Genomic DNA, 18,529 nt, shown 5'->3' with positions numbered 1-18,529 from the left:
GCGGAGGTGCTCTTCCCCGTGTCCGACCCCGGCGATACCCTCACCGCATGAGTGAAGCGACGCCGTCGCCGCGCACCGTCCCTCCGGGCGGGATGCGCACGTTCCTGCACGTCCTGGTGAACACGGCCGTCGCGAACGTCACGACGAGCTTCCTGTGGTTCGCACTCACCTTCTGGGTGTACCTCGAGACCGAGTCGGTGCTCGCCACGGGCATCATCGGCGGCGCCTACATGCTGCTGCTGGCGATCTTCGGCATGGTCTTCGGCACGCTCGTCGACCGCTTCCGCAAGCACGCCGTCATGGTCTTCTCGGGGGTGTTCACCCTCGTCGCGTTCCTCGCGGCCGGCGCGATCTACGTGTCGCAGCCCGAGTCGGCGATCCTCGACCTCCGCGGACCGTGGTTCTGGCTGTTCTCGGGCATCATCCTGGCCGGCGCCGTCGTCGAGAATCTGCGCAACATCGCCCTGTCGACGACGGTGACCCTGCTCGTCCCGACCGAGCGCCACGCGAATGCCAACGGCCTCGTGGGGACCGTGCAGGGCATCGCCTTCATCGTGACGAGCGCGCTGTCGGGCCTCGCGATCGGACTGGTGGGCATGGGGTGGACACTCGCCGTCGCGATCGCCTTCACCGCGGTGCCGCTCATCCACCTGCTGTTCGTGCGCATCCCCGAGGACGCACCGACTCCCGATCCCGGGTCGAAGATCCTCGACATCCGCGGCGCGGCCGCCGCGATCCGCGCCGTTCCGGGACTCTTCGCACTGATCCTCTTCTCGACGTTCAACAACCTCATCGGCGGCCTCTACATGGCGCTGATGGATCCCTACGGGCTCGAGCTCTTCGATGTGAAGATCTGGGGTGTCGTCCTCGCGGTCACGGCGACCGGCTTCCTCATCGGCGGTGGCATCGTCGCCGCGAAGGGGCTCGGCAAGAACCCCATCCGCACACTCCTGCTCGCCGTGGCGGTGATGGGTCTGCTCGGTGCGGTCTTCACGCTGCGCGAATGGTGGTGGCTCTATGCGGTCGGCATCTGGGCCTACATGACCCTCGTGCCCGTGATCGAGTCCGCCGAACAGACGGTCATCCAGAAGGTCGTCCCCTTCGAGCGCCAGGGCCGGGTCTTCGGCGCGGCGACCGCGCTGGAGGTCTCGACCGGCCCGATCACCTCGTTCGCGATCGCCCCGATCGCGGAGTTCTGGATCATCCCGTACTTCCGCACCGACGAGGGTGAGCGGGCGTGGTCCTGGCTTCTCGGCGAGGGCGAGATGCGGGGCATCGCGCTCATCTTCCTCGTCGGCGGACTCATCATGGTCGCCGCCTCGCTCGCCGCGTTCCTCACCCGGTCGTACCGGACGCTGTCGGCCGAGTACCGCGAGGCACCCGAGACGGCCGAGGCGGATGCCGCGCCCCCGGCGCCCGGCATCCCGTCGTCGTCGCGCGAAGCGGCGGGAGGCGTCGCGGGCGACTGACGGCGCCGGAAACGGCTTCGGCGCCCGAGCCCCCCAGAGAGCCCAGGCGCCGAAGTGGCGTTCCGACGTCAGGCGTCGGTGGCGCGGATGCCGGCGACGCCGGCGATGACGGGGCGCATCTTCTTCTCGAGCGCCTCGAAGAACATCGACAGCGGGAACTCGTCGTCGAGGACCGCGTCGGTGTACCCCTTCGGCGGGCCGGCGAGGATCTCGTCGGACAGTCCGCGGGCCCACTGCGACGCGGGGTGGGGCGTGACGGTCTGACGGACCAGGTCGTAGGCGGCGAGCCAGTGCGCGACCTTGGGGCGGTCGATCGACTCCCAGTAGAGCCGGTCGATCGCGTCACTCAGGGCGATGACGGCGTCGGCGACGCGGTCCCACTCGAACGCGAGCGACGTGTCGGTCCAGTGCAGGACGCCGCGCTGGTGCAGCCAGGCGAACAGCAGCTGCCCGCCCAGGCCGTCGTAGTTGCGGACCCGGGTGCCGGTGATCGCGAAGCGGAAGATGCGGTCGAACAGCACGGCGTACTGCACGAGGCCGGCGTGCTCGAGCATCTCGCCCTCGGCATCCGTCAACTGTGCCTTCGCCGACAGGTCCTTCTCGATCGCCACGCACTCGCGGAAGGCGGTCAGGTCGCAGCGGAGCTCTTCGAGCGAGTACAGGAAGAACGGCATCCGCTGCTTGATCATGAACGGATCGAACGGCAGGTCACCGCGCATGTGGGTGCGGTCGTGGATGAGGTCCCACATGACGAACGTCTTCTCGGCCAGACGCTGGTCGTCGAGCAGGCGAGCGGCGGCCTCGGGCAGGTCGAGACGGGTGATCTCGGATGCCGCGCGCACGACGCGCCGGTACCGTGCGGCCTCGCGGTCCTGGAAGATCGCGCCCCACGTGAAGGTCGGGACTTCGCGCATGGCGACCGTCTCGGGGAAGAGGACGGCCGAGTTCGTGTCGTACCCGGGCGTGAAGTCCAGCAGGCGGAAGGAGACGAACAGACGGTTCGTGTAGGTCTGCTCGAGTTCGGCGATGAACTCCGGCCAGATCGTCTCGACGAGGACGGCCTCGACCTTGCGGTCGCGGGTGCCGTTCTGGGTGTACATCGGGAACACGACGAGGTGTCGGAGGCCGTCGATGCGGTTCTCCTGCGGCTGGAACGCCATGAGCGAATCGAGGAAGTCCGGGACGCCGAAGCCCTCCGAGACCCAGCGGTCGAAGTCCGCGACGCTCGCCTCGAGATAGGCGGCATCGTGCGGGAAGGCGGGGGAGAGGGCGCGGATGCCGGCCGTGATCGCCTCGACGTGCGCGCGGGCGGCGTCGTGGTCGGCGGCGTCGGGCACCGACCCGTCGGTGATCTGCAGACCCTGGAGGGCGGTCGCGGCATCCCGCAGCAGCGCCCAGGCGGCGGAGGTCTCGGCCCGGCGGGCGTCCTCGACGACCTCGGGCATTCCGATGATCGTCGACGCGGTGGTGACGGTGCTCATGGTGGACCTCCTATCGGTTCCTCACGGCTTCCTCGCGCAATGGCGGGAAGAATTCCTGTGTTTCCAGCCTAAGGCCGTAAGGATCGCGTGTGCAAGGCGGCTGCGGTACCGCTGCGGTACCGTCGAGGCGTGCCCGCAGACGAGACAGACCCCGCCGATTCCGCGATCATCGCCGCGCTGTCGGGCAACGCCCGCGCGACGCTCGCAGAACTCTCCGCCGTCGCGGGGCTGTCGGTGTCGGCGACGCAGGCCCGCGTCCGCCGGCTCGAGGCACGCGGCCTGATCTCCGGCTACCGAGCGGTCATCGACCCCGAGGTGGCCGGCAAGCCGCTCGCCGCCTTCGTCGAGATCACGCCGCTCGATCCCGCTCAGCCCGACAACGCTCCCGAGCTCATCGCGCACCTCGACGAGATCGAGGCGTGCCACTCGATCGCGGGCGACGCGGCCTACATGCTGTTCGTGCGCGTCGCGACGCCGCGCGACCTCGAGCGGTTGATCCGCGACATCCGCGCCGCAGCCTCGGTGAACACCCGTACGACCGTCGTCCTGCAGACCTTCTTCGAGCACCGCCCGATCTCGCCCGCCTGAGCGCCGCACCCGAGGGGCGTGTCAGCCCGAGGTATGTGTCAAGGGGAGGCGGTCCCGCCCCGCCCTGCATACCGTGGAAGGCATGACCGACACCCCCATCGGCGGCGAGGTCCTCGTCGTCGCGAACAGCCGCTCCGGCGCCTCGCTCGGCCGTCCCGACCGCGTCCCCGACGTCCGCAGGCGGATGCCGGGTGCGACCGTGCGCGAACTCGGCGAGAGCGAGACCCTCGACGACGTCGTGGCCGACGCGATGGTCGGCGAGAACCCGCCGAGCGTGCTGGCGATCCTCGGCGGTGACGGTTCGGTCTCTCGAGCGGCGCACCTCGCGCGCCGCCACGACCTGACCCTCCTCGTCCTCCCGAACGGCACCTTCAACCACTTCGCGCGGTCGGTCGGCATCCCCGACGTCGACGCCGGGCTCGACGCGTATGCCGCGGCGAACGTCCGACCCGTCGCCGTCGCCGAGGCCTCGGTGGACGACGGGGAACCGATCACGGTGCTGAACGCCGTCTCACTCGGGGCGTACCCCGAGTTCCTGGCCGAGCGCGAACGCCGCACCAGCCTCGGCAAATGGTGGGGCGGTGCCGTCGCCGCCTGGCGCGAGATGCACGGCGCCCACGCGGTCGACGTCGTGCGAGGCGGCCGACGCGCCTCGGTCTGGTCGGTGTTCGCCGGCGTCGGCCCCAACGACCCCGACCGCATCGCCACGATGCAGCGCGCCACGCTCGACGAGCCGGTCATCGACGTCCGCGTGCACCACGCCCGCGGCACGCGCGCCCGCGCCATCGCCTCGCTCGCGTTCGGCGAGAAGACCGTCGCGGTCCTCCGTGCACTCCGGGTGATGCCCCCGGCATCCGACATCGAACGGATCCTCGACGAGGACTTCGAGATCGAGGTCCGCGCCGGCAGCGCCCCCGACATCTGGGTGCACGACGGCGAGCTCGAAGAGGTCGGAGAGGACGGCTTCCGTCTGCGGGTACGCGCCGTCGGCGACGGACTCCGGGTCTACCTGCCCGCCCGGTAGGGCCGGATACATCCCGAGTCGGATGCCCCGTCCCACCCCGACCGCGTAGCGTTCAAGGGTGTTCCGTCCGCTCCGCCCCTACCAGGCTGCTGTCGACGCGGCCATCGCGGTGCTGTTCGCGCTGATGGCGCTGCCGTTCGAGCTCGGTGCGGCCGCCGGATCCGACGCCGGAAACCTCGGTGCGTGGAGCGCGATCCCCGTCGTGTTCCTCCTGGCGGCGGCGCTCGGTCTTCGCCGGTACTCGCCCGGCCTCGCGCTCGGCGTCGCGTGGGTCGGCGCCGTCGTGCAGATGAGTTTCGGTCGGGGCCCCGGGTTCGCCGACATCGCCATCTTCGCCGTGCTCTACGCGACGGCCGCGTACGGCACGAGGCTTGTTTTCTGGCTCGGTTTCACCTCGGTCATCGTCGGCTCCGGCACCATCACGGTCTACCTCTTCCGGTGGGCGTTCGTCGGGAGCGGAGCGCTCTCCGACGTCCCGACGCTGATCTTCGTCCTGCTCGCGGCACTGTTCGCACTGGGGCTCTCGTGGACGGCCGGTGCGCTCGTCCGCACTGCGATGCGCGCCCGCGCCAACCGTGCCGCGCAGTCACGCGCCGAGGAGCAGACGGTCGCCGAGCAGGAGCGCACGCGCATCGCCCGCGACATGCACGACATCGTCGCCCACTCGCTCGCGGTCATCATCGCGCAGTCGGACGGCGCGCGGTACGCCGCGGCATCCGATCCCGAGGCCCAGGCCGCGGCGCTCGGCACGATCTCCTCGACGGCGCGCTCAGCCCTCTCGGACGTGCGCCTGCTCCTCACGCAGCTCCGCCATTCCCAGGCGGAGGGTCCGCAGCCGACGCTCGCCGACCTCGAGCAGCTCTACGCCCAGGTGCGAGCGGCAGGCGTCGAGCTGCGCGTGGACGTCGACCCCGCGCCGCGCGGCGAGGTCGCGGCATCCGTGCAGCTGTCGGTCTACCGCATCCTGCAGGAGGCGCTCACGAACGCCCTCCGCCACGGCACCCCCACCGGTGTGGACGTCTCGCTGGCGTGGCACCCCGACCGGGTCGAGCTGCGCGTCCGCAACGACGTCGCTCCCGTCCCCGACGGAGCGGAACGCCGCACCGGCGGCCACGGCCTGATCGGCATGCGCGAGCGCGCGCAGCTGATCGGTGGTCGATTGGATGCCGCGGCCGCAGACGGCGTCTTCACCGTCGAGGCGTCCCTGCCGACCGGAGCCGCGTCCGAGAACCCCGACCCCCTCGAGAGGAGCGCTCGGTGAGCGTCATCCGCGTCGTCCTCGTCGACGATCAGTCCCTGTTCCGCGCCGGTATCCGCATGGTCGTCGCCTCGCAACCCGACCTCGAGGTCGTGGGGGAGGCCTCCGACGGCGCGCAGGCGATCGAGGTCGTCCGCCAGACCCGCCCCGACGTCGTCCTCATGGACATCCGGATGCCGGTGATGGACGGGCTCGCCGCGACCGAGGCCCTGCTCGCCGATGCCGATCCGCCCAAGGTGGTCATGCTGACGACGTTCGACCTCGACGAGGCCGCGGCCCGCGCCATCCAGCGCGGAGCGAGCGGGTTCCTCCTGAAGGACGCCGATCCCGAGTTCCTGCTCGCCGCCATCCGCACGGTGCACGCGGGCTCGTCGGTCATCGCGGCGGCCGCGACCCGGGAGCTCTTCGCCCAGCTGAACGAACCCGTCCGCGCCGTCCCGGCGACGTTCGGCGAGCTCACCGACCGCGAGCGCGAGATCTTCGCGCTCGCCGCCCGGGGGCTCTCGAACGCCGAGATCGCCGCGCGGGAGTTCCTCTCGGAGGCGACCGTGAAGACCCACGTCTCGCGCATCCTCGCGAAGCTGTCGCTCCGCGACCGCGTGCAGCTGGTGGTCTTCGCCTTCGAGCACGGCCTCGCCTGATCGGCGCGCGCACCGTCATCCTTCCGATGTAGACGGTCGCGACGAGCGGCCGACGCGGCGCCCCGGGGGTACTCCGTAGCGTCGGAGACATGCAGATCACGACCACCGAGATGGGCCTCGCCGCCCGCGTCCAGAACCTCACGAAGACCTACGGCGGCGGTGAGAACGCCGTCCGCGCGCTCGACGACGTCACCGTCGGCATCCGTCGTGGCGAGTTCACCGCCATCATGGGCCCGTCGGGCTCGGGCAAGTCGACGCTCATGCACATCATGGCCGGCCTCGATGCGCCGGCCTCCGGCTCGGTCTGGATCGGCGACACCGAGATCACCGGTCTCTCGGACGTGGAGCTGACCATCCTCCGTCGCCGACGGGTCGGGTTCGTCTTCCAGTCCTTCAACCTCGTCCCGACCCTCGACGCGATAGGCAACATCCTGCTTCCCTTCGACCTCGACGGCCGGCGTCCCACGTCTCAGGAGAGGACGCGCATCGACGGCCTCGTCGCGACCCTCGGCCTCGGGCCCCGTCTGCGCCACCGTCCGCACCAACTGTCGGGCGGCCAGCAGCAGCGCGTCGCGATCGCCCGCGCCCTCGCGACGGCGCCCGACCTCGTCTTCGCCGACGAGCCCACGGGCAACCTCGACTCGCGGTCGGGTCGCGAGGTGCTGTCCCTCCTCGCCGCCGCCAGTCGCGAGCACGGTCAGTCGATCGCCATGGTCACCCACGACCCCGTGGCCGCGTCGTACGCCGACCGCGTGCTGTTCCTCGGCGACGGGCGCATCGTCGCCGACAAGCCCCGTCAGAGCGCCGAGCAGATCTCCGCTCACATGCTCAGCACCGAGGTGTCCGCGTGACCGCCCTCGCCCCGTCCGCCGTGCACACGATCGTCCCCGAACCCGCACGGACGTCGCGATTCGCGTGGCTGCGCGAGCGCGGCATGGGCGCGACGATCCTCGTCTCGGCCATCTCGACGGCCTTCGGCGTCGCGCTTTTGTCGGCGACGGGGTACCTCTCCGTGGTGCTCGCCGCGAACCCGATGTACGGCTCGTCCGACACCTTGACGATCGTCCTGATGCTGCTGAGCGGCATCCTGCTCGCCGTCGCGGTCTACGTCGCCGCGATCGTCACCGCGAATACGTTCTCGACGATCATCGCGGGGCGCACCCGCATGATCGCTCTCATGCGTCTGATCGGCGCGACCGCGCGGTCGCAGCGCAGCGAAGTCGCGACGCAGGGGCTCGTCGTCGGCGCGATCGGCGCGGTCCTCGGGCTGGTGGCGACGACGCTCGCCATGGTCGCGGCGGTGCCGCTGCTCGATCGCGCACTCGGGGTGGCCACGGACTGGTCTCCGGTCCAGGCCGCCCTCCTCCTGCCGGCGGTCGCGGTGGCGCTCACGACCTGGATCGCGGCATGGTCGGGGTCGCGTCGGGTTCTCGCGGTCACGCCGCTCGAGGCCCTCGGCGGCTCGGTAGAGCGATCCCGCGAGGAGATCGCCGGTAAGCGCGGCCGGCGGGCGGGCGCCGTGGTCCTCGGTGTGATCGGTGCCGTGCTGCTGGGCGGTGGACTCCTCCTCGGCCTCGTGAGCCCCGCCGGCGTGCTCGTCGCGTTCTTTGGCGGTCTCTTCTCCTTCACCGCCGTCTCGATCAGTGCGGTCTCGATCATGCCGCCGCTCCTGAAAGCCACCGGGCGGCTGTTCGGAAAGTCCGTGACCGCACGCCTGGCCGCAGAGAACGCGGTCCGCTACCCGGAGCGCTCGAGCCGCATGGCGATCGGCGTGGTCATGGGGGTCGCGCTCGTCGTGATGTTCGCGGTGGCCGCCGAGTCGGCCAAGTCCCTTGTGACCGCATCGAGCGGCGGCGAGCCCGACCCCGCATTCAATCAGATGATGGACAGCTTCTCGACGGTCATGATGTGTCTCGTCGCCGTGAGCGCCGTGATCGCCGCCGTCGGCCTCGTGAACCTCCTCACGATCGGCATCGTCCAGCGAAAGCGGGAGTTGGGTCTCCTGCGCGCTCTCGGCCTCACTGCCGCACAGATCCGTCGGATGGTCCTCATCGAGGCAGCGCACGTCACCGTCACCGCGTTGTTGTTCGGATTGACCCTCGGCGTCCTTTACGGCTGGGTCGCGGCGCAGTCCCTCCTCGGCTCCGTTGCGATGCCGCCGCTGTGGATGTCGCCGACGTTCGTCGCCCCCGCGATCCCGCTGCTCCCGGTGGTGATCGTGATCGTCGCGACCGCGGTGCTCACCCTCGGTGCGGCGGTCGCACCGACGCGGATCGCCACGCGATCGGCGCCCGTCGAGGCCCTGTCGGAGTAACGCCCTGCCGCCCCTTCACGCCCTCGATGGAGGGCGAAGGGGCGGTATCCGTCGTCAGTGGCCCTCGGCGGCGGGCGGCTCGTACGACCACGTCGGTGCGAGTGCGCGCAGGCGCATGCCGCGGTACTGCCACGCCGCCCACAGGACGGGCCACAGCGGCAGGGCCGCGGCTCCGCCGATCGTGAGGCGGTCGCGCCAGAGCGTCCGCGCGGGATCACCCGGCAGCGGGCTCACCGCCATCTGGTGGTCCCAGACATCGAGGGCGGCGAGTGCACCGGTCAGCGGGATGCCGCTGTCGCGGAAGATCCGCACCGGACCGTTCGTGTCCTCGGTGTACCGGTCGCTCGCGTGGATGAGCTGCTGGCCGGCGGGGATGATCCCGAGGGCGCGGATCTCGACCGGCACGTCGGTCCCCGGCTCGAACGAGGTCGGGAGCTCGCCGGCCATCGGCGCCATCGCGAGCAGCGGGCCGTAGAGCTCGGTGACCGCACGAGGCGAGTGGAGGGCTCGCCAGGCGGCATCCGCGGTGCAGTCGAGTTCGAGCTTCAAGAGGATCCGCATCGGACCACTCTCGCATTCCTCCGCGGCAGTCGATACGTTGGGAGCGCTCCCACTCTCTCGGCGTCATCGTCGACCCCTCGGAAAGACCGCTATGCCTCTCGAACCCGCCATCGAATCCGGCGACCGCTCGCACACCCTGGCCCCCGTCGAGTCGGTCGCGCAGATCTCCTCGATGCTGCTCGACACCGATCCGACGCTCGATCCGGCCCTCGCCGAGAAGGCCCGGGTCGCCGCCGCCGAAGGCGTCGTCCTCCTGACGAACGACGGCACGCTTCCGCTGGGGAAGCGCCCGGTCGCCGTGTTCGGCCGTGTTCAGATCGACTGGTTCGCCGTCGGCTACGGCTCGGGCGGCGACGTGAAGGTCCCCTACATCTGGAACCTGCTGGCCGGTCTCCGCGACGCCGGTGTCCGCGTCGACGACGAGCTCGCGACGCGGTACTCGACGTGGTCCGCCGCGAATCGCCCCGCCTTCGCCGCCACGTGGGGCGAGTGGCCGCACCACTTCCCCGAGATGGCGATCGACGCGGCGGATGTCGCAGCCGCGGCATCCCGGGCGGACACGGCCGTCGTCGCGATCGGTCGCGCCGCCGGCGAAGCGCGCGACAGCATCCTCGAGCCCGGCAGTTACTACCTCACCGCCGACGAGAGGACGCTCCTCGACACCGTCACGGCGCACTTCTCGCGGACCGTCGTCGTCGTCGACGCGGGCAACGTCATGGACCTGTCGTGGGTCGCGGACTACGGCGACCGGATCGGCGCGGTCCTGTTCGCGTGGCAGGGCGGCATGGAGGGCGCTCGCGCCGTCGCCGGTGTGCTCGCGGGCGAGCAGGCGCCGAGCGGCAAGCTCACCGACACGATCGCACGGAGCTACGAGGACTATCCGAGCGCACCCAACTTCGGCCATCTCGACGTCAACGTCTACGCCGAGGACGTCTTCGTCGGCTACCGGTACTTCGAGACCTTCGCCCCCGACCGGGTGCTGTTCCCCTTCGGGCACGGGCTGTCCTACACGACGTTCGAGCTGACGACCGAGGCGACGACGGATGCCGCGGCCCTCCGCCTCGAGGTCGTCGTCACCAACACCGGCGACCGAGCCGGCAAGGAGGTCGTGCAGGTCTACACCGGGGCGCCCGACGGTGCCCTCGGCAAGCCGGCACGTCACCTCGCGGCCTTCGCCAAGACGCGTCTGCTCGCCCCCGGCGAGAGCGAGACGGTGCGCCTCGACGTGCACCTCGACGACCTCGCGTCGTACGACGACGGCGGGGCGACAGGGCACCGGAGCGCGTGGGTCCTCGAGGCCGGTGCGTATCCCGTCTTCGTCGGGACCGACGTGCGCCGTGCGGCGGAGGTCGCCGCGTTCGAGGTGCCCGAGACGCAGGTCGTGCGGCACGCCACCGAGGTCGCCGCGCCCGCCCACGCGTTCGATCGGCTCGTCCAGCGTCGCGGCGACGACGGTTCCGCCGTCGCCTCGCGCGAGCCCGTCCCCACGCGCACCGTCGCGCGCGCCGAGCGGGTGCTCGGATCGCTGCCGGCCGAGCTCGCGCCGACCGGGGACCGGGGCATCGACCTCGCCGACGTCGCACGCGGCGCGGCATCCCTCGACGACTTCGTCGCACAGCTCACCGACGAGGAGCTCTCGTTCCTCGCCCGCGGCGACGTCACGATGGACAGCCCGCTGGGTGCTCCCGGCAATGCGGGCGTGCTCGGCGGGGTCTCGGCGTCGCTGCGCGCGAAGGGCGTGTCGCCCGTCACGACGACCGACGGGCCGAGCGGCATCCGTCTGTCGGCGTACGCGTCGCTGCTCCCCTCGGGAACGGCGCTCGCGTCGACGTGGAACACGGCCCTCATCGAGGAGCTCGCCGCACTGCACGGGCAGGAGATGCTCCGGAAGGGCTCCGACGTCCTGCTGAGCCCGGGCATGAACATCCACCGCGACCCGCTGTGCGGCCGCAACTTCGAGTACTTCAGCGAGGACCCGGTCGTCACCGGACGGATCGCCGCGGCGGTCGTGCGCGGGGTGCAGAGCACGGGACTCTCGGCGTGCCCCAAGCACTTCGCCGCGAACAACCAGGAGACCAACCGCACCCGCAACGACTCGCGCGTCTCCGAGCGGGCGCTCCGCGAGATCTATCTGCGCGGGTTCGAGATCTGCGTCCGCGAGGCCGCTCCCCGCACGATCATGACGTCCTACAACCAGATCAACGGCGTGTGGGCGCACTACCACCACGACCTCGCCACCGTCGTCCTCCGGGACGAGTGGGGCTACGAGGGGGTCGTCATCACCGACTGGTGGATCGAGAATGCTGTCGACCCGGACTTCCCCGCCCTCGAGGACAACGCCTACCGCGTCCGTGCGCAGGTCGACGTCCTCATGCCGGGCGGTGTGAAACGGGATGCCGCGCCTCAAGCGCAGGCCGACACGACGATCCTCGACTCCCTCGCCCGTGAAGGCGGGATCACCCGCGGCGAACTCCAGCGGACGGCCCGGAACGTCCTCGGTCTCGTCATCTCGCTGAAGCCGATCGTCGACGCTCGTACGCTGGAGGGATGACCGCGAGCCCGTTCGATCAGTCCCGCTACCAGCTGCGTTTCGACTGGGGGCGGGACGGGCTGACCCGTCTCGCGCCCGCGGACGTCGTCGTCGTCGTCGACGTGCTGAGGTTCTCGTCGACGGTGTCGGCGCGGGTCGCGGGCGGCGAGACGGTGGCCCACGACGAGGCCGCCCACGCCGTGTCGCGCAACGGCGCGGCCGTCGCCTCGGCTGCCGCGGCGACGGGCGCCGTCGTGTTCCTCGGGAGCCTGCGCAATGCCACCGCCGTCGCGCAGGCGGTGCTCGCCGAGCAGAACCGCCGCGCGGCCCGCACGAGCGTGAGCATCATCGCCGCCGGCGAGCTGAACGGGCCGGGGGATGCCGCGGTCCTGCGCTTCTCCGTCGAGGATCAGCTCGGTGCCGGGGCGGTCTTCGCGGCGCTCGAGGCGATCGGCCTCGACCACTCCTCGCCGGAGGCCGCAGCGGCATCCGAGGCGTTCCGGGGTCTGCGATCCGCGGTCCGCCACCTCCTCACGGCGAGCGGCTCGGGACAGGAGCTCCTCGACGCCGGTCGTCGCGACGAGGTGCTCGCCGCCGCGGTCCATGACGCCGATGAGACGGTCCCCGTCCTCCGCGACGGCGTGTGGCGCGCCTACGAGGCGATCAACGCGGAGTGAGGGCCTCGCGCCGGGTCGCGGCGGTGATCTCGCGCCGTCGCCAGGTGATCAGGTGGCGCTCATCGAACGTCGGCGCGCACCGCGCGCACGAGGTCGCCCGTGTCGCCTTGCGGTGACGGTACGCGACGTGTCCGGCGGGACACACGCCGACCCAGGGCGCGAGCTCCGTGGCCGTCTCGCCGCGGTGGGTGACGCCGCCCGTGTAGCCGAGCGACCGCGCGACGCGCTTCCACTCCGCGCCGTGCCCCGCGGCCGAGCCCGCGATCGCGTGCGCGATCTCGTGCAGGATCGTCTGCCGGTTCGTCTCGGCGTCGTACCGGGCGGCGAGATAGCGCGAGAGCGTGATGCGCTTGCGCAGATAGTCGCACGCGCCGGCGCGGCGTTTGGCGTTGTCGTACGCGAAGCTCCACGAGTCGTCGAGCAGCTGCCGCAGCAGTGACTCCGCCTCGCGGCGCACGTCGATGAGGTCGCTCATGCCAGCACGATAGGACGCAGGTACGACACTCGGGCCGATGGCCTCAGCCGGCGACCGTCGTGCTGTTGCGACGTCGGTCGACGGCGTCGATGGCGAGCAGCGTCGACTCGAGCTGATCCTCGGGAGCACCCGCCTCCTGCCGCAGGAACAGCGCCTTCTTGAAGTCGGCGCGCGCCGCGGCGTCGTCGTGCGCGTCGAAATGGACCTTGCCGCGGTGCTGGCAGCCGAAAGCGGCGACCGCCGACCACCCCTGCCCCTCGGCCTCCTCGACGCACGTGTTCAACTCGTGGATCGCCGCGGCGTATGCGCCGCGGAACTGCTGGACGGTGGCGTGCAGCATCCGGGCGCGCAGCAGGTCCTTGCGGGTGCCCGCCATCCGGGCGAGGCGCACCGACTCCTCCGAGACGACGAGCGCCTCGTCGAGGCGGCCCAGCACCTTCAGCAGCCAGACCTTCTCGAGCATGGCGGCCAGACTCCGCTGGTCGCCGAGCTCGGTGAGCCGGGTCTGGCATTCGTCGAGGTCGACGATCTCTCGGAGAGTCTCCGGGTCGTATCCCTTGATGAAGCCCACAGCTGTTCCTTCCGACCCCACGACGTGTGTCTCCAGTGTCGCCGCGCCTGGCCCGGAATGGGCTGAGGGCGCGCCGCGCGTCGTGCGCTCAGCGATCGAAGACGGATGCCGCGGGCGCCGGCGACGGGGTCGAATCGGCATCCGTCATGATCCGCGCATCGCGCGCGAACGCCTCGAGCTCGGCGCCGTGGGCGACCTTCGCGGGGTGGGGACCGGCCGCCATCAGACGCGGCAGCCACTCCATCGGCAGCTCGGAGGGCGACGCCGCGATGACGATGTTCCCGAACCGGCCACTCTTGAGCGTTCCCACCTCGGCGAGGATCACGACGTGCTCGAGGACCGAGCGCACGGTCGCGACCTGACGGCGGGCGAAGGCGAGGCCGCTGCCGTCGGCGATGTTGACGAGCAGGATGCCGGTCGGCGCGAGCAGCCCGGCGAGGATCCGGTAGTACTCGACGCTCGTGATGTGGGCGGGCGTCTGCGCCCCCGCGAACACGTCCGAGACGACGAGGTCCGCCTTGCCGACGATGCCCGGGGGGAGGCGTCCCGCGACGTCGCGCGCGTCGCCGATCCGCACGCGCAGCTGGCCCGTGCGCGGCAGCGGCAGGTGCTCGCGCACGAGGTCGACGAGCGCCTGCTCGAGTTCGATGACCTGCTGCCGCGACCCCGGTCGGGTGTGCTCGACGTACCGGGGGAGGGTCATGGCGCCCGCGCCCAGGTGCACCGCGGTGAGGGGTTCCCCCGGCATCCCGATCTGGTCGATCACGGCGCCCATGCGGGCGACGTACTCGAAGTGGAGGTGCGACGGATCGTCGAGATCGACGTGCGACTGCGGGGTGGTCTCGACGACGAGCTCCCAGCCGCCCGCGAACCGGCCGGGGATGATGCGCGCCTGCCTCCCGTCGGACAGTCTGGCGACAGGCGGGTCGAGGGGGGCGCGGGAACGGGCCATCCGACTACGGTAGCCCGCAGGAAGAAACACGATCGAGATACAGCTGTAACCGCTTACCGGCAGTGTGGACGGTAGCGTCAGCCGCATCCCTTCGGCAGCGCCGCCTCCTCGCGCGCCGCCGACGAGCCCCATCGGAAGGTGCACAGCAATGCTCCCCATTTCCCGGAAGCGGGTGTTCGCGGCCGCCGCGACGCTCGCCATCGGTGCGCTCGCGCTCAGCGCGTGCGCCAGCCAGCGCGGCGGCGACGACAACGCGGAAGGACCCGCGGACGTCGACGGCACGTTCGTCTTCGCGGCGTCGTCGGATCCCGCGAGCCTCGACCCCGCCTTCGCCCAGGACGGCGAGACGTTCCGCGTCTCGCGCCAGATCTTCGAGGGCCTCGTGGGCACCAAGCCCGGCACGGCCGACCCCGCCCCGCTCCTCGCCGAGTCGTGGGAGACGTCGGACGACGCGCTGAGCTACACGTTCGAGCTCAAGAAGGACGTCACGTTCCAGGACGGCACCCCGTTCAACGCCGAGGCCGTCTGCTACAACTTCGACCGTTGGTACAACTGGGAGGGCCTGGCCGCCAGCGAGGCGCTCGGCTACTACTACAACAAGCTCTTCAAGGGCTACGCCTCGAGCCCCGACTCGGCCGTGTACGACTCGTGCGCCCCCGATGGTGACTCCTCGGTCACCGTGAAGCTCAAGAAGCCCTTCGCCGGGTTCGTCGCCGCGCTGTCGCTTCCCGCGTTCGGGATGCAGTCGCCGAAGGCGCTCGCGGACTTCAAGGCCGACGAGGTCGGCGGTACCGCCGAGGCTCCGACCCTGAGCGAGTACGCCACCGGACACCCGGTCGGCACCGGCCCCTACAAGTTCGACGAGTGGTCGCGCGGCGAGCAGGTCACCCTGAGCTCCTACGCCGACTACTGGGGCGACAAGGGCCAGATCGACAAGATCATCTTCCGCACGATCGACGACCCGACCGCACGCCGTCAGGCTCTCGAGTCCGGCTCGATCGACGGCTACGACCTCGTCGGTCCCGCCGACACCGGCGCGCTCGATGACGCCGGCTTCACGATGGTCTCGCGCCCGCCCTTCACGATCCTGTACCTCGCCTTCAACCAGGCGGTCAAGGAACTGCAGGACCCCAAGGTCCGCGAGGCCCTCTCGTACGCCGTCGACAAGGACGCGCTCATCTCGCAGGTCCTCCCCGAGGGCACCGAGAAGGCGACGCAGTTCATGCCGCCGAGTGTGAACGGCTGGAACGCCGACGTCACGACGTACGACTACGACCCCGAGAAGGCCAAGGCGCTCCTCGCCGAAGCCGGCTACACCGAGGCCAACCCGCTGAAGCTCACCTTCAACTACCCGGTCAACGTCTCGCGTCCCTACATGCCGGACCCCGAGCAGATCTTCACGGTCCTGTCGTCGCAGCTGAAGGCCGTCGGAGTCGAGGCCACGCCGAAGTCGAACGAGTGGGGCGAGTACCTCGACCTCATCACGGGCGGCACGGATCACGGCATCCACCTGCTCGGCTGGACCGGTGACTACAACGACACCGACAACTTCCTGGGCGTCTTCTTCGGTCAGAAGTCGGCGGAGTGGGGCTTCGACAACCCCCAGCTCTTCAAGGACCTCACCGATGCCCGCGGCATCGCGGACCTCGACGAGCAGACGAAGCTCTACTCGGAGATCAACGAAGAGGTCGCGAAGTTCATCCCCGGCGTCCCGCTGGCCCACCCGGCTCCCACGCTGGCCTTCGACCCGCGCGTCGAGAGCTACCCGGCGAGCCCCGTGAACGACGAGGTGTTCAACCAGATCGTCCTCACGAAGTAAGCCGATCGAGGCGGCTCCGGCCGTCTGACCGGTGCGGGGCGGGATGACCTCCCGCCCCGCACCGACCTCCACGAAAGCGACACCCGTGCTGCGAACCATCGGCAAAAGGCTCCTGCTGCTGATCCCCACCCTCCTCGGTCTGAGCATCCTGCTCTTCTGGTGGGTCCGAACACTTCCCGGCGGTCCCGCCCAGGCACTCCTGGGCGAGAAGGCCACCCCCGAAGCCGTCGCTCGGATCAACGAGCTCTACGGCTTCAACCGTCCTCTGATCGAGCAGTACTTCACCTGGATCGGGCGACTGCTCTCGGGCGACTTCGGCACCTCGCTGCGCACCAGCCAGCCGGTGCTCGATGAGTTCCTCCGCCGGTTCCCGGCGACGATCGAACTCTCGGTCGCGGCGCTCATCATCGCCGTCGGCGTCGGTGTGCCCCTCGGCTACTGGGCCGCGCGGCGTCACGGCAAGGCCGCCGACAGCACCGCCGTCGTCTTCAGCCTTCTGGGGATCGTCGTCCCGGTGTTCTTCCTGGCCTTCATCCTCAAGTACGTGTTCGCGGTCCAGCTCGGCTGGCTCCCGTCCGACGGCCGCCAGGACCCCCGCATCGAAGCCACCCACTACACGAACTTCTACGTGCTCGACGGGCTGATCACCGGCGAATTCGACGCCGCGTGGGACGCGATCCTGCACCTGATCCTGCCGGCCATCGCGCTCGGCACGATCCCTCTCGCGATCATCGTGCGCATCACCCGGGCATCCGTCCTCGAAGTGCAGAACGCCGACTACGTCCGCACCGGAAAAGCGAAGGGCGTGCCGGGGTCGCTGCTGCGCAACCGGTTCATTCTGCGGAACGCCATGCTCCCGGTCATCACGACGATCGGTCTGCAGGCGGGCCTGCTGCTGTCGGGGGCGATCCTCACCGAGACCGTCTTCGCGTTCCCCGGGATCGGATCGTTCCTCTCCAGCGCCATCTTCAACCGCGACTTCGCCGTCCTGCAGGGCTTCATCATCTTCATCGCGATCGTCTACGCGCTCATCAACCTGCTCGTCGACGTCTCGTACAGCCTGATCGACCCGAGAGTGAGGGTCTCATGAGCACCGTCCTTCCCCCCGCAGCCGGCGGCAGCGCCGCTGATGACTCCACCGTCGCCGTGCTCACCGCGGGCACCGGCGGCGCCCCGCGCGGCGGTTTCTGGCACGACGTCTTCCGCCGCCTGCGACGAAGCCCCACCGCGTGGGTGGGCCTGGCGATCGTTCTGCTGTTCGTCGTGGTCGCCCTCCTCGCTCCCGTGCTCGCGCCGTACCCCGAGACGGACCTCCCCGGTGCTCGGGACATCACCCCGACGTACATCCCCGGGCCCGGTGAGATCGCCGCGTTCCCGCTCGGCCTCGACCGCTTCGGCGGCGACGTGGTGTCGAAGCTCATCTGGGGAGCCCAGGCATCCCTCCTCATCGGCGTCGTGTCGACGGCCTACGGCCTCATCGGCGGCATGCTGCTGGGCCTCGTCGCCGGCACGTTCGGCGGCTGGGTCGACAACGTCATCATGCGCCTCGTCGACATCCTGCTGTCGGTGCCGAGCCTGCTGCTGGCGGTCTCGATCGCCGCGATCCTCGGCCAGAACCAGAACTCGGTCATGATCGCCATCGGTGTCGCGCAGGTGCCGATCTTCGCGCGCCTGCTGCGCGCCTCGATGCTGCAGCAGCGCTCGGCCGACTACGTCCTCTCGGCGCAGACCCTCGGCCTCGGCCGCGGACGCATCACCATGACTCACGTCCTCCCGAACGCGGTCGGGCCGGTCATCGTTCAGGGCACGCTGTCGCTCGCGACGGCCGTCATCGACGCGGCGGCGTTGTCGTTCCTCGGCCTCGGCGGCGGGCGCCCCGAGACAGCGGAGTGGGGACGCATGCTCACCTACGCGCAGGCCGAACTCGCCATCGCGCCGTGGCTCGCGTTCCTGCCCGGCATCTGCATCGCCATCACCGCGCTCGGCTTCACGCTGTTCGGCGAGGCGCTGCGCGAGGCCATGGACCCGCGGACCCGCGGGCGCTGACCATGAGCCGGCGGGTGCTCCTCGTCGTGATCGTGCTGCTCGTCGTCGTGGTCGTCGCGCTGGTCGCGGGATACGGCGCGGGCTGGTTGGGCAACGCCGCCGTTCCGTGAGCGGGGCGGGTGG

General features: G+C 70.5%; 17 protein-coding genes. 12 read left to right on the top strand and 5 right to left on the bottom strand.

Annotation, left to right across the window (positions count from 1 at the left end):
* Nucleotides 1–47 precede the first annotated feature (47 nt).
* Nucleotides 48–1,469 (top strand): MFS transporter, encoded by a 1,422-nt coding sequence (locus AC4NN1_RS09680; protein ID WP_020097892.1) that lies wholly within the window; start codon nt 48–50, stop codon nt 1,467–1,469.
* A 68-nt stretch (nt 1,470–1,537) separates the two neighbouring features.
* Here AC4NN1_RS09680 and AC4NN1_RS09675 read toward each other — a convergent pair whose 3' ends face one another.
* A complete protein-coding gene (locus tag AC4NN1_RS09675; RefSeq protein WP_491955139.1) occupies nt 1,538–2,950 on the bottom strand; it encodes a DUF6421 family protein in 1,413 nt (470 codons plus the stop codon).
* Between the two features lie 129 nt (nt 2,951–3,079).
* On the opposite strand from AC4NN1_RS09675, the gene AC4NN1_RS09670 reads away from it, so the two are divergent.
* The 6 genes from AC4NN1_RS09670 to AC4NN1_RS09645 all read left to right on the top strand — a co-directional run bounded on the left by AC4NN1_RS09670 (nt 3,080) and on the right by AC4NN1_RS09645 (nt 8,775).
* A complete protein-coding gene (locus AC4NN1_RS09670; protein WP_020097894.1) occupies nt 3,080–3,538 on the top strand; it encodes an Lrp/AsnC family transcriptional regulator in 459 nt (152 codons plus the stop codon).
* An 82-nt stretch (nt 3,539–3,620) separates the two neighbouring features.
* Entirely contained in the window at nt 3,621–4,562 is a 942-nt protein-coding gene (locus AC4NN1_RS09665) for a diacylglycerol/lipid kinase family protein (RefSeq protein ID WP_491955138.1), read from the top strand.
* A gap of 58 nt (nt 4,563–4,620) precedes the next feature.
* Nucleotides 4,621–5,823: a sensor histidine kinase gene (locus AC4NN1_RS09660; protein WP_491955137.1), complete on the top strand. Its 1,203-nt coding sequence runs from the start codon at nt 4,621–4,623 to the stop codon at nt 5,821–5,823.
* Nucleotides 5,820–6,461 (top strand): response regulator, encoded by a 642-nt coding sequence (locus AC4NN1_RS09655; RefSeq protein WP_018185613.1) that lies wholly within the window; start codon nt 5,820–5,822, stop codon nt 6,459–6,461. The genes AC4NN1_RS09660 and AC4NN1_RS09655 overlap by 4 nt, the downstream gene beginning before the upstream one ends.
* 89 nt (nt 6,462–6,550) lie before the next feature.
* Nucleotides 6,551–7,312, top strand: a complete 762-nt coding sequence (locus tag AC4NN1_RS09650) for an ABC transporter ATP-binding protein (RefSeq protein WP_311858819.1) — start codon at nt 6,551–6,553, stop codon at nt 7,310–7,312.
* Nucleotides 7,309–8,775 carry an ABC transporter permease gene (locus AC4NN1_RS09645; RefSeq protein WP_020097898.1) on the top strand — a complete coding sequence of 489 codons (1,467 nt, stop codon included), beginning with the start codon at nt 7,309–7,311 and terminating at the stop codon, nt 8,773–8,775. The genes AC4NN1_RS09650 and AC4NN1_RS09645 overlap by 4 nt, the downstream gene beginning before the upstream one ends.
* Before the next feature lie 54 nt (nt 8,776–8,829).
* Here the strand turns inward: AC4NN1_RS09645 and AC4NN1_RS09640 are convergent, their stop codons facing one another.
* The gene (locus AC4NN1_RS09640) at nt 8,830–9,336 is read right to left on the bottom strand and encodes a hypothetical protein (protein WP_491955136.1); all 507 of its coding nucleotides are present in this window, start codon (nt 9,334–9,336) and stop codon (nt 8,830–8,832) included.
* A gap of 91 nt (nt 9,337–9,427) precedes the next feature.
* Between AC4NN1_RS09640 and AC4NN1_RS09635 the strand changes: the two genes are divergently transcribed.
* A complete protein-coding gene (locus tag AC4NN1_RS09635; RefSeq protein ID WP_311868965.1) occupies nt 9,428–11,887 on the top strand; it encodes a glycoside hydrolase family 3 protein in 2,460 nt (819 codons plus the stop codon).
* Nucleotides 11,884–12,543, top strand: a complete 660-nt coding sequence (locus tag AC4NN1_RS09630) for a 2-phosphosulfolactate phosphatase (RefSeq protein WP_020097901.1) — start codon at nt 11,884–11,886, stop codon at nt 12,541–12,543. Before AC4NN1_RS09635 ends, AC4NN1_RS09630 begins: the two co-directional genes overlap by 4 nt.
* Here AC4NN1_RS09630 and AC4NN1_RS09625 read toward each other — a convergent pair.
* From AC4NN1_RS09625 to AC4NN1_RS09615, 3 genes are all read right to left on the bottom strand, one after another.
* A complete protein-coding gene (locus tag AC4NN1_RS09625) occupies nt 12,530–13,018 on the bottom strand; it encodes a SprT-like domain-containing protein (protein WP_018185607.1) in 489 nt (162 codons plus the stop codon). The genes AC4NN1_RS09630 and AC4NN1_RS09625 overlap by 14 nt on opposite strands.
* A gap of 43 nt (nt 13,019–13,061) precedes the next feature.
* The gene (locus AC4NN1_RS09620; protein WP_018185606.1) at nt 13,062–13,589 is read right to left on the bottom strand and encodes a hypothetical protein; all 528 of its coding nucleotides are present in this window, start codon (nt 13,587–13,589) and stop codon (nt 13,062–13,064) included.
* A gap of 88 nt (nt 13,590–13,677) precedes the next feature.
* Nucleotides 13,678–14,541: a spermidine synthase gene (locus AC4NN1_RS09615; protein ID WP_311858828.1), complete on the bottom strand. Its 864-nt coding sequence runs from the start codon at nt 14,539–14,541 to the stop codon at nt 13,678–13,680.
* Nucleotides 14,542–14,689: 148 nt separating this feature from the next.
* On the opposite strand from AC4NN1_RS09615, the gene AC4NN1_RS09610 reads away from it, so the two are divergent.
* The 3 genes from AC4NN1_RS09610 to AC4NN1_RS09600 all read left to right on the top strand — a co-directional run bounded on the left by AC4NN1_RS09610 (nt 14,690) and on the right by AC4NN1_RS09600 (nt 18,406).
* Entirely contained in the window at nt 14,690–16,360 is a 1,671-nt protein-coding gene (locus tag AC4NN1_RS09610) for an ABC transporter substrate-binding protein (RefSeq protein WP_491955135.1), read from the top strand.
* A gap of 85 nt (nt 16,361–16,445) precedes the next feature.
* Entirely contained in the window at nt 16,446–17,450 is a 1,005-nt protein-coding gene (locus AC4NN1_RS09605; RefSeq protein ID WP_491955134.1) for an ABC transporter permease, read from the top strand.
* Entirely contained in the window at nt 17,447–18,406 is a 960-nt protein-coding gene (locus AC4NN1_RS09600; RefSeq protein WP_020097904.1) for an ABC transporter permease, read from the top strand. Before AC4NN1_RS09605 ends, AC4NN1_RS09600 begins: the two co-directional genes overlap by 4 nt.
* Nucleotides 18,407–18,529: the final 123 nt, after the last annotated feature.

This window comes from Microbacterium sp. MDV22-iso44 (genome assembly GCF_058629135.1).
Note: the sequence above shows the minus strand (reverse complement) of the source record. Positions and strands in the feature narration are given on the sequence as shown.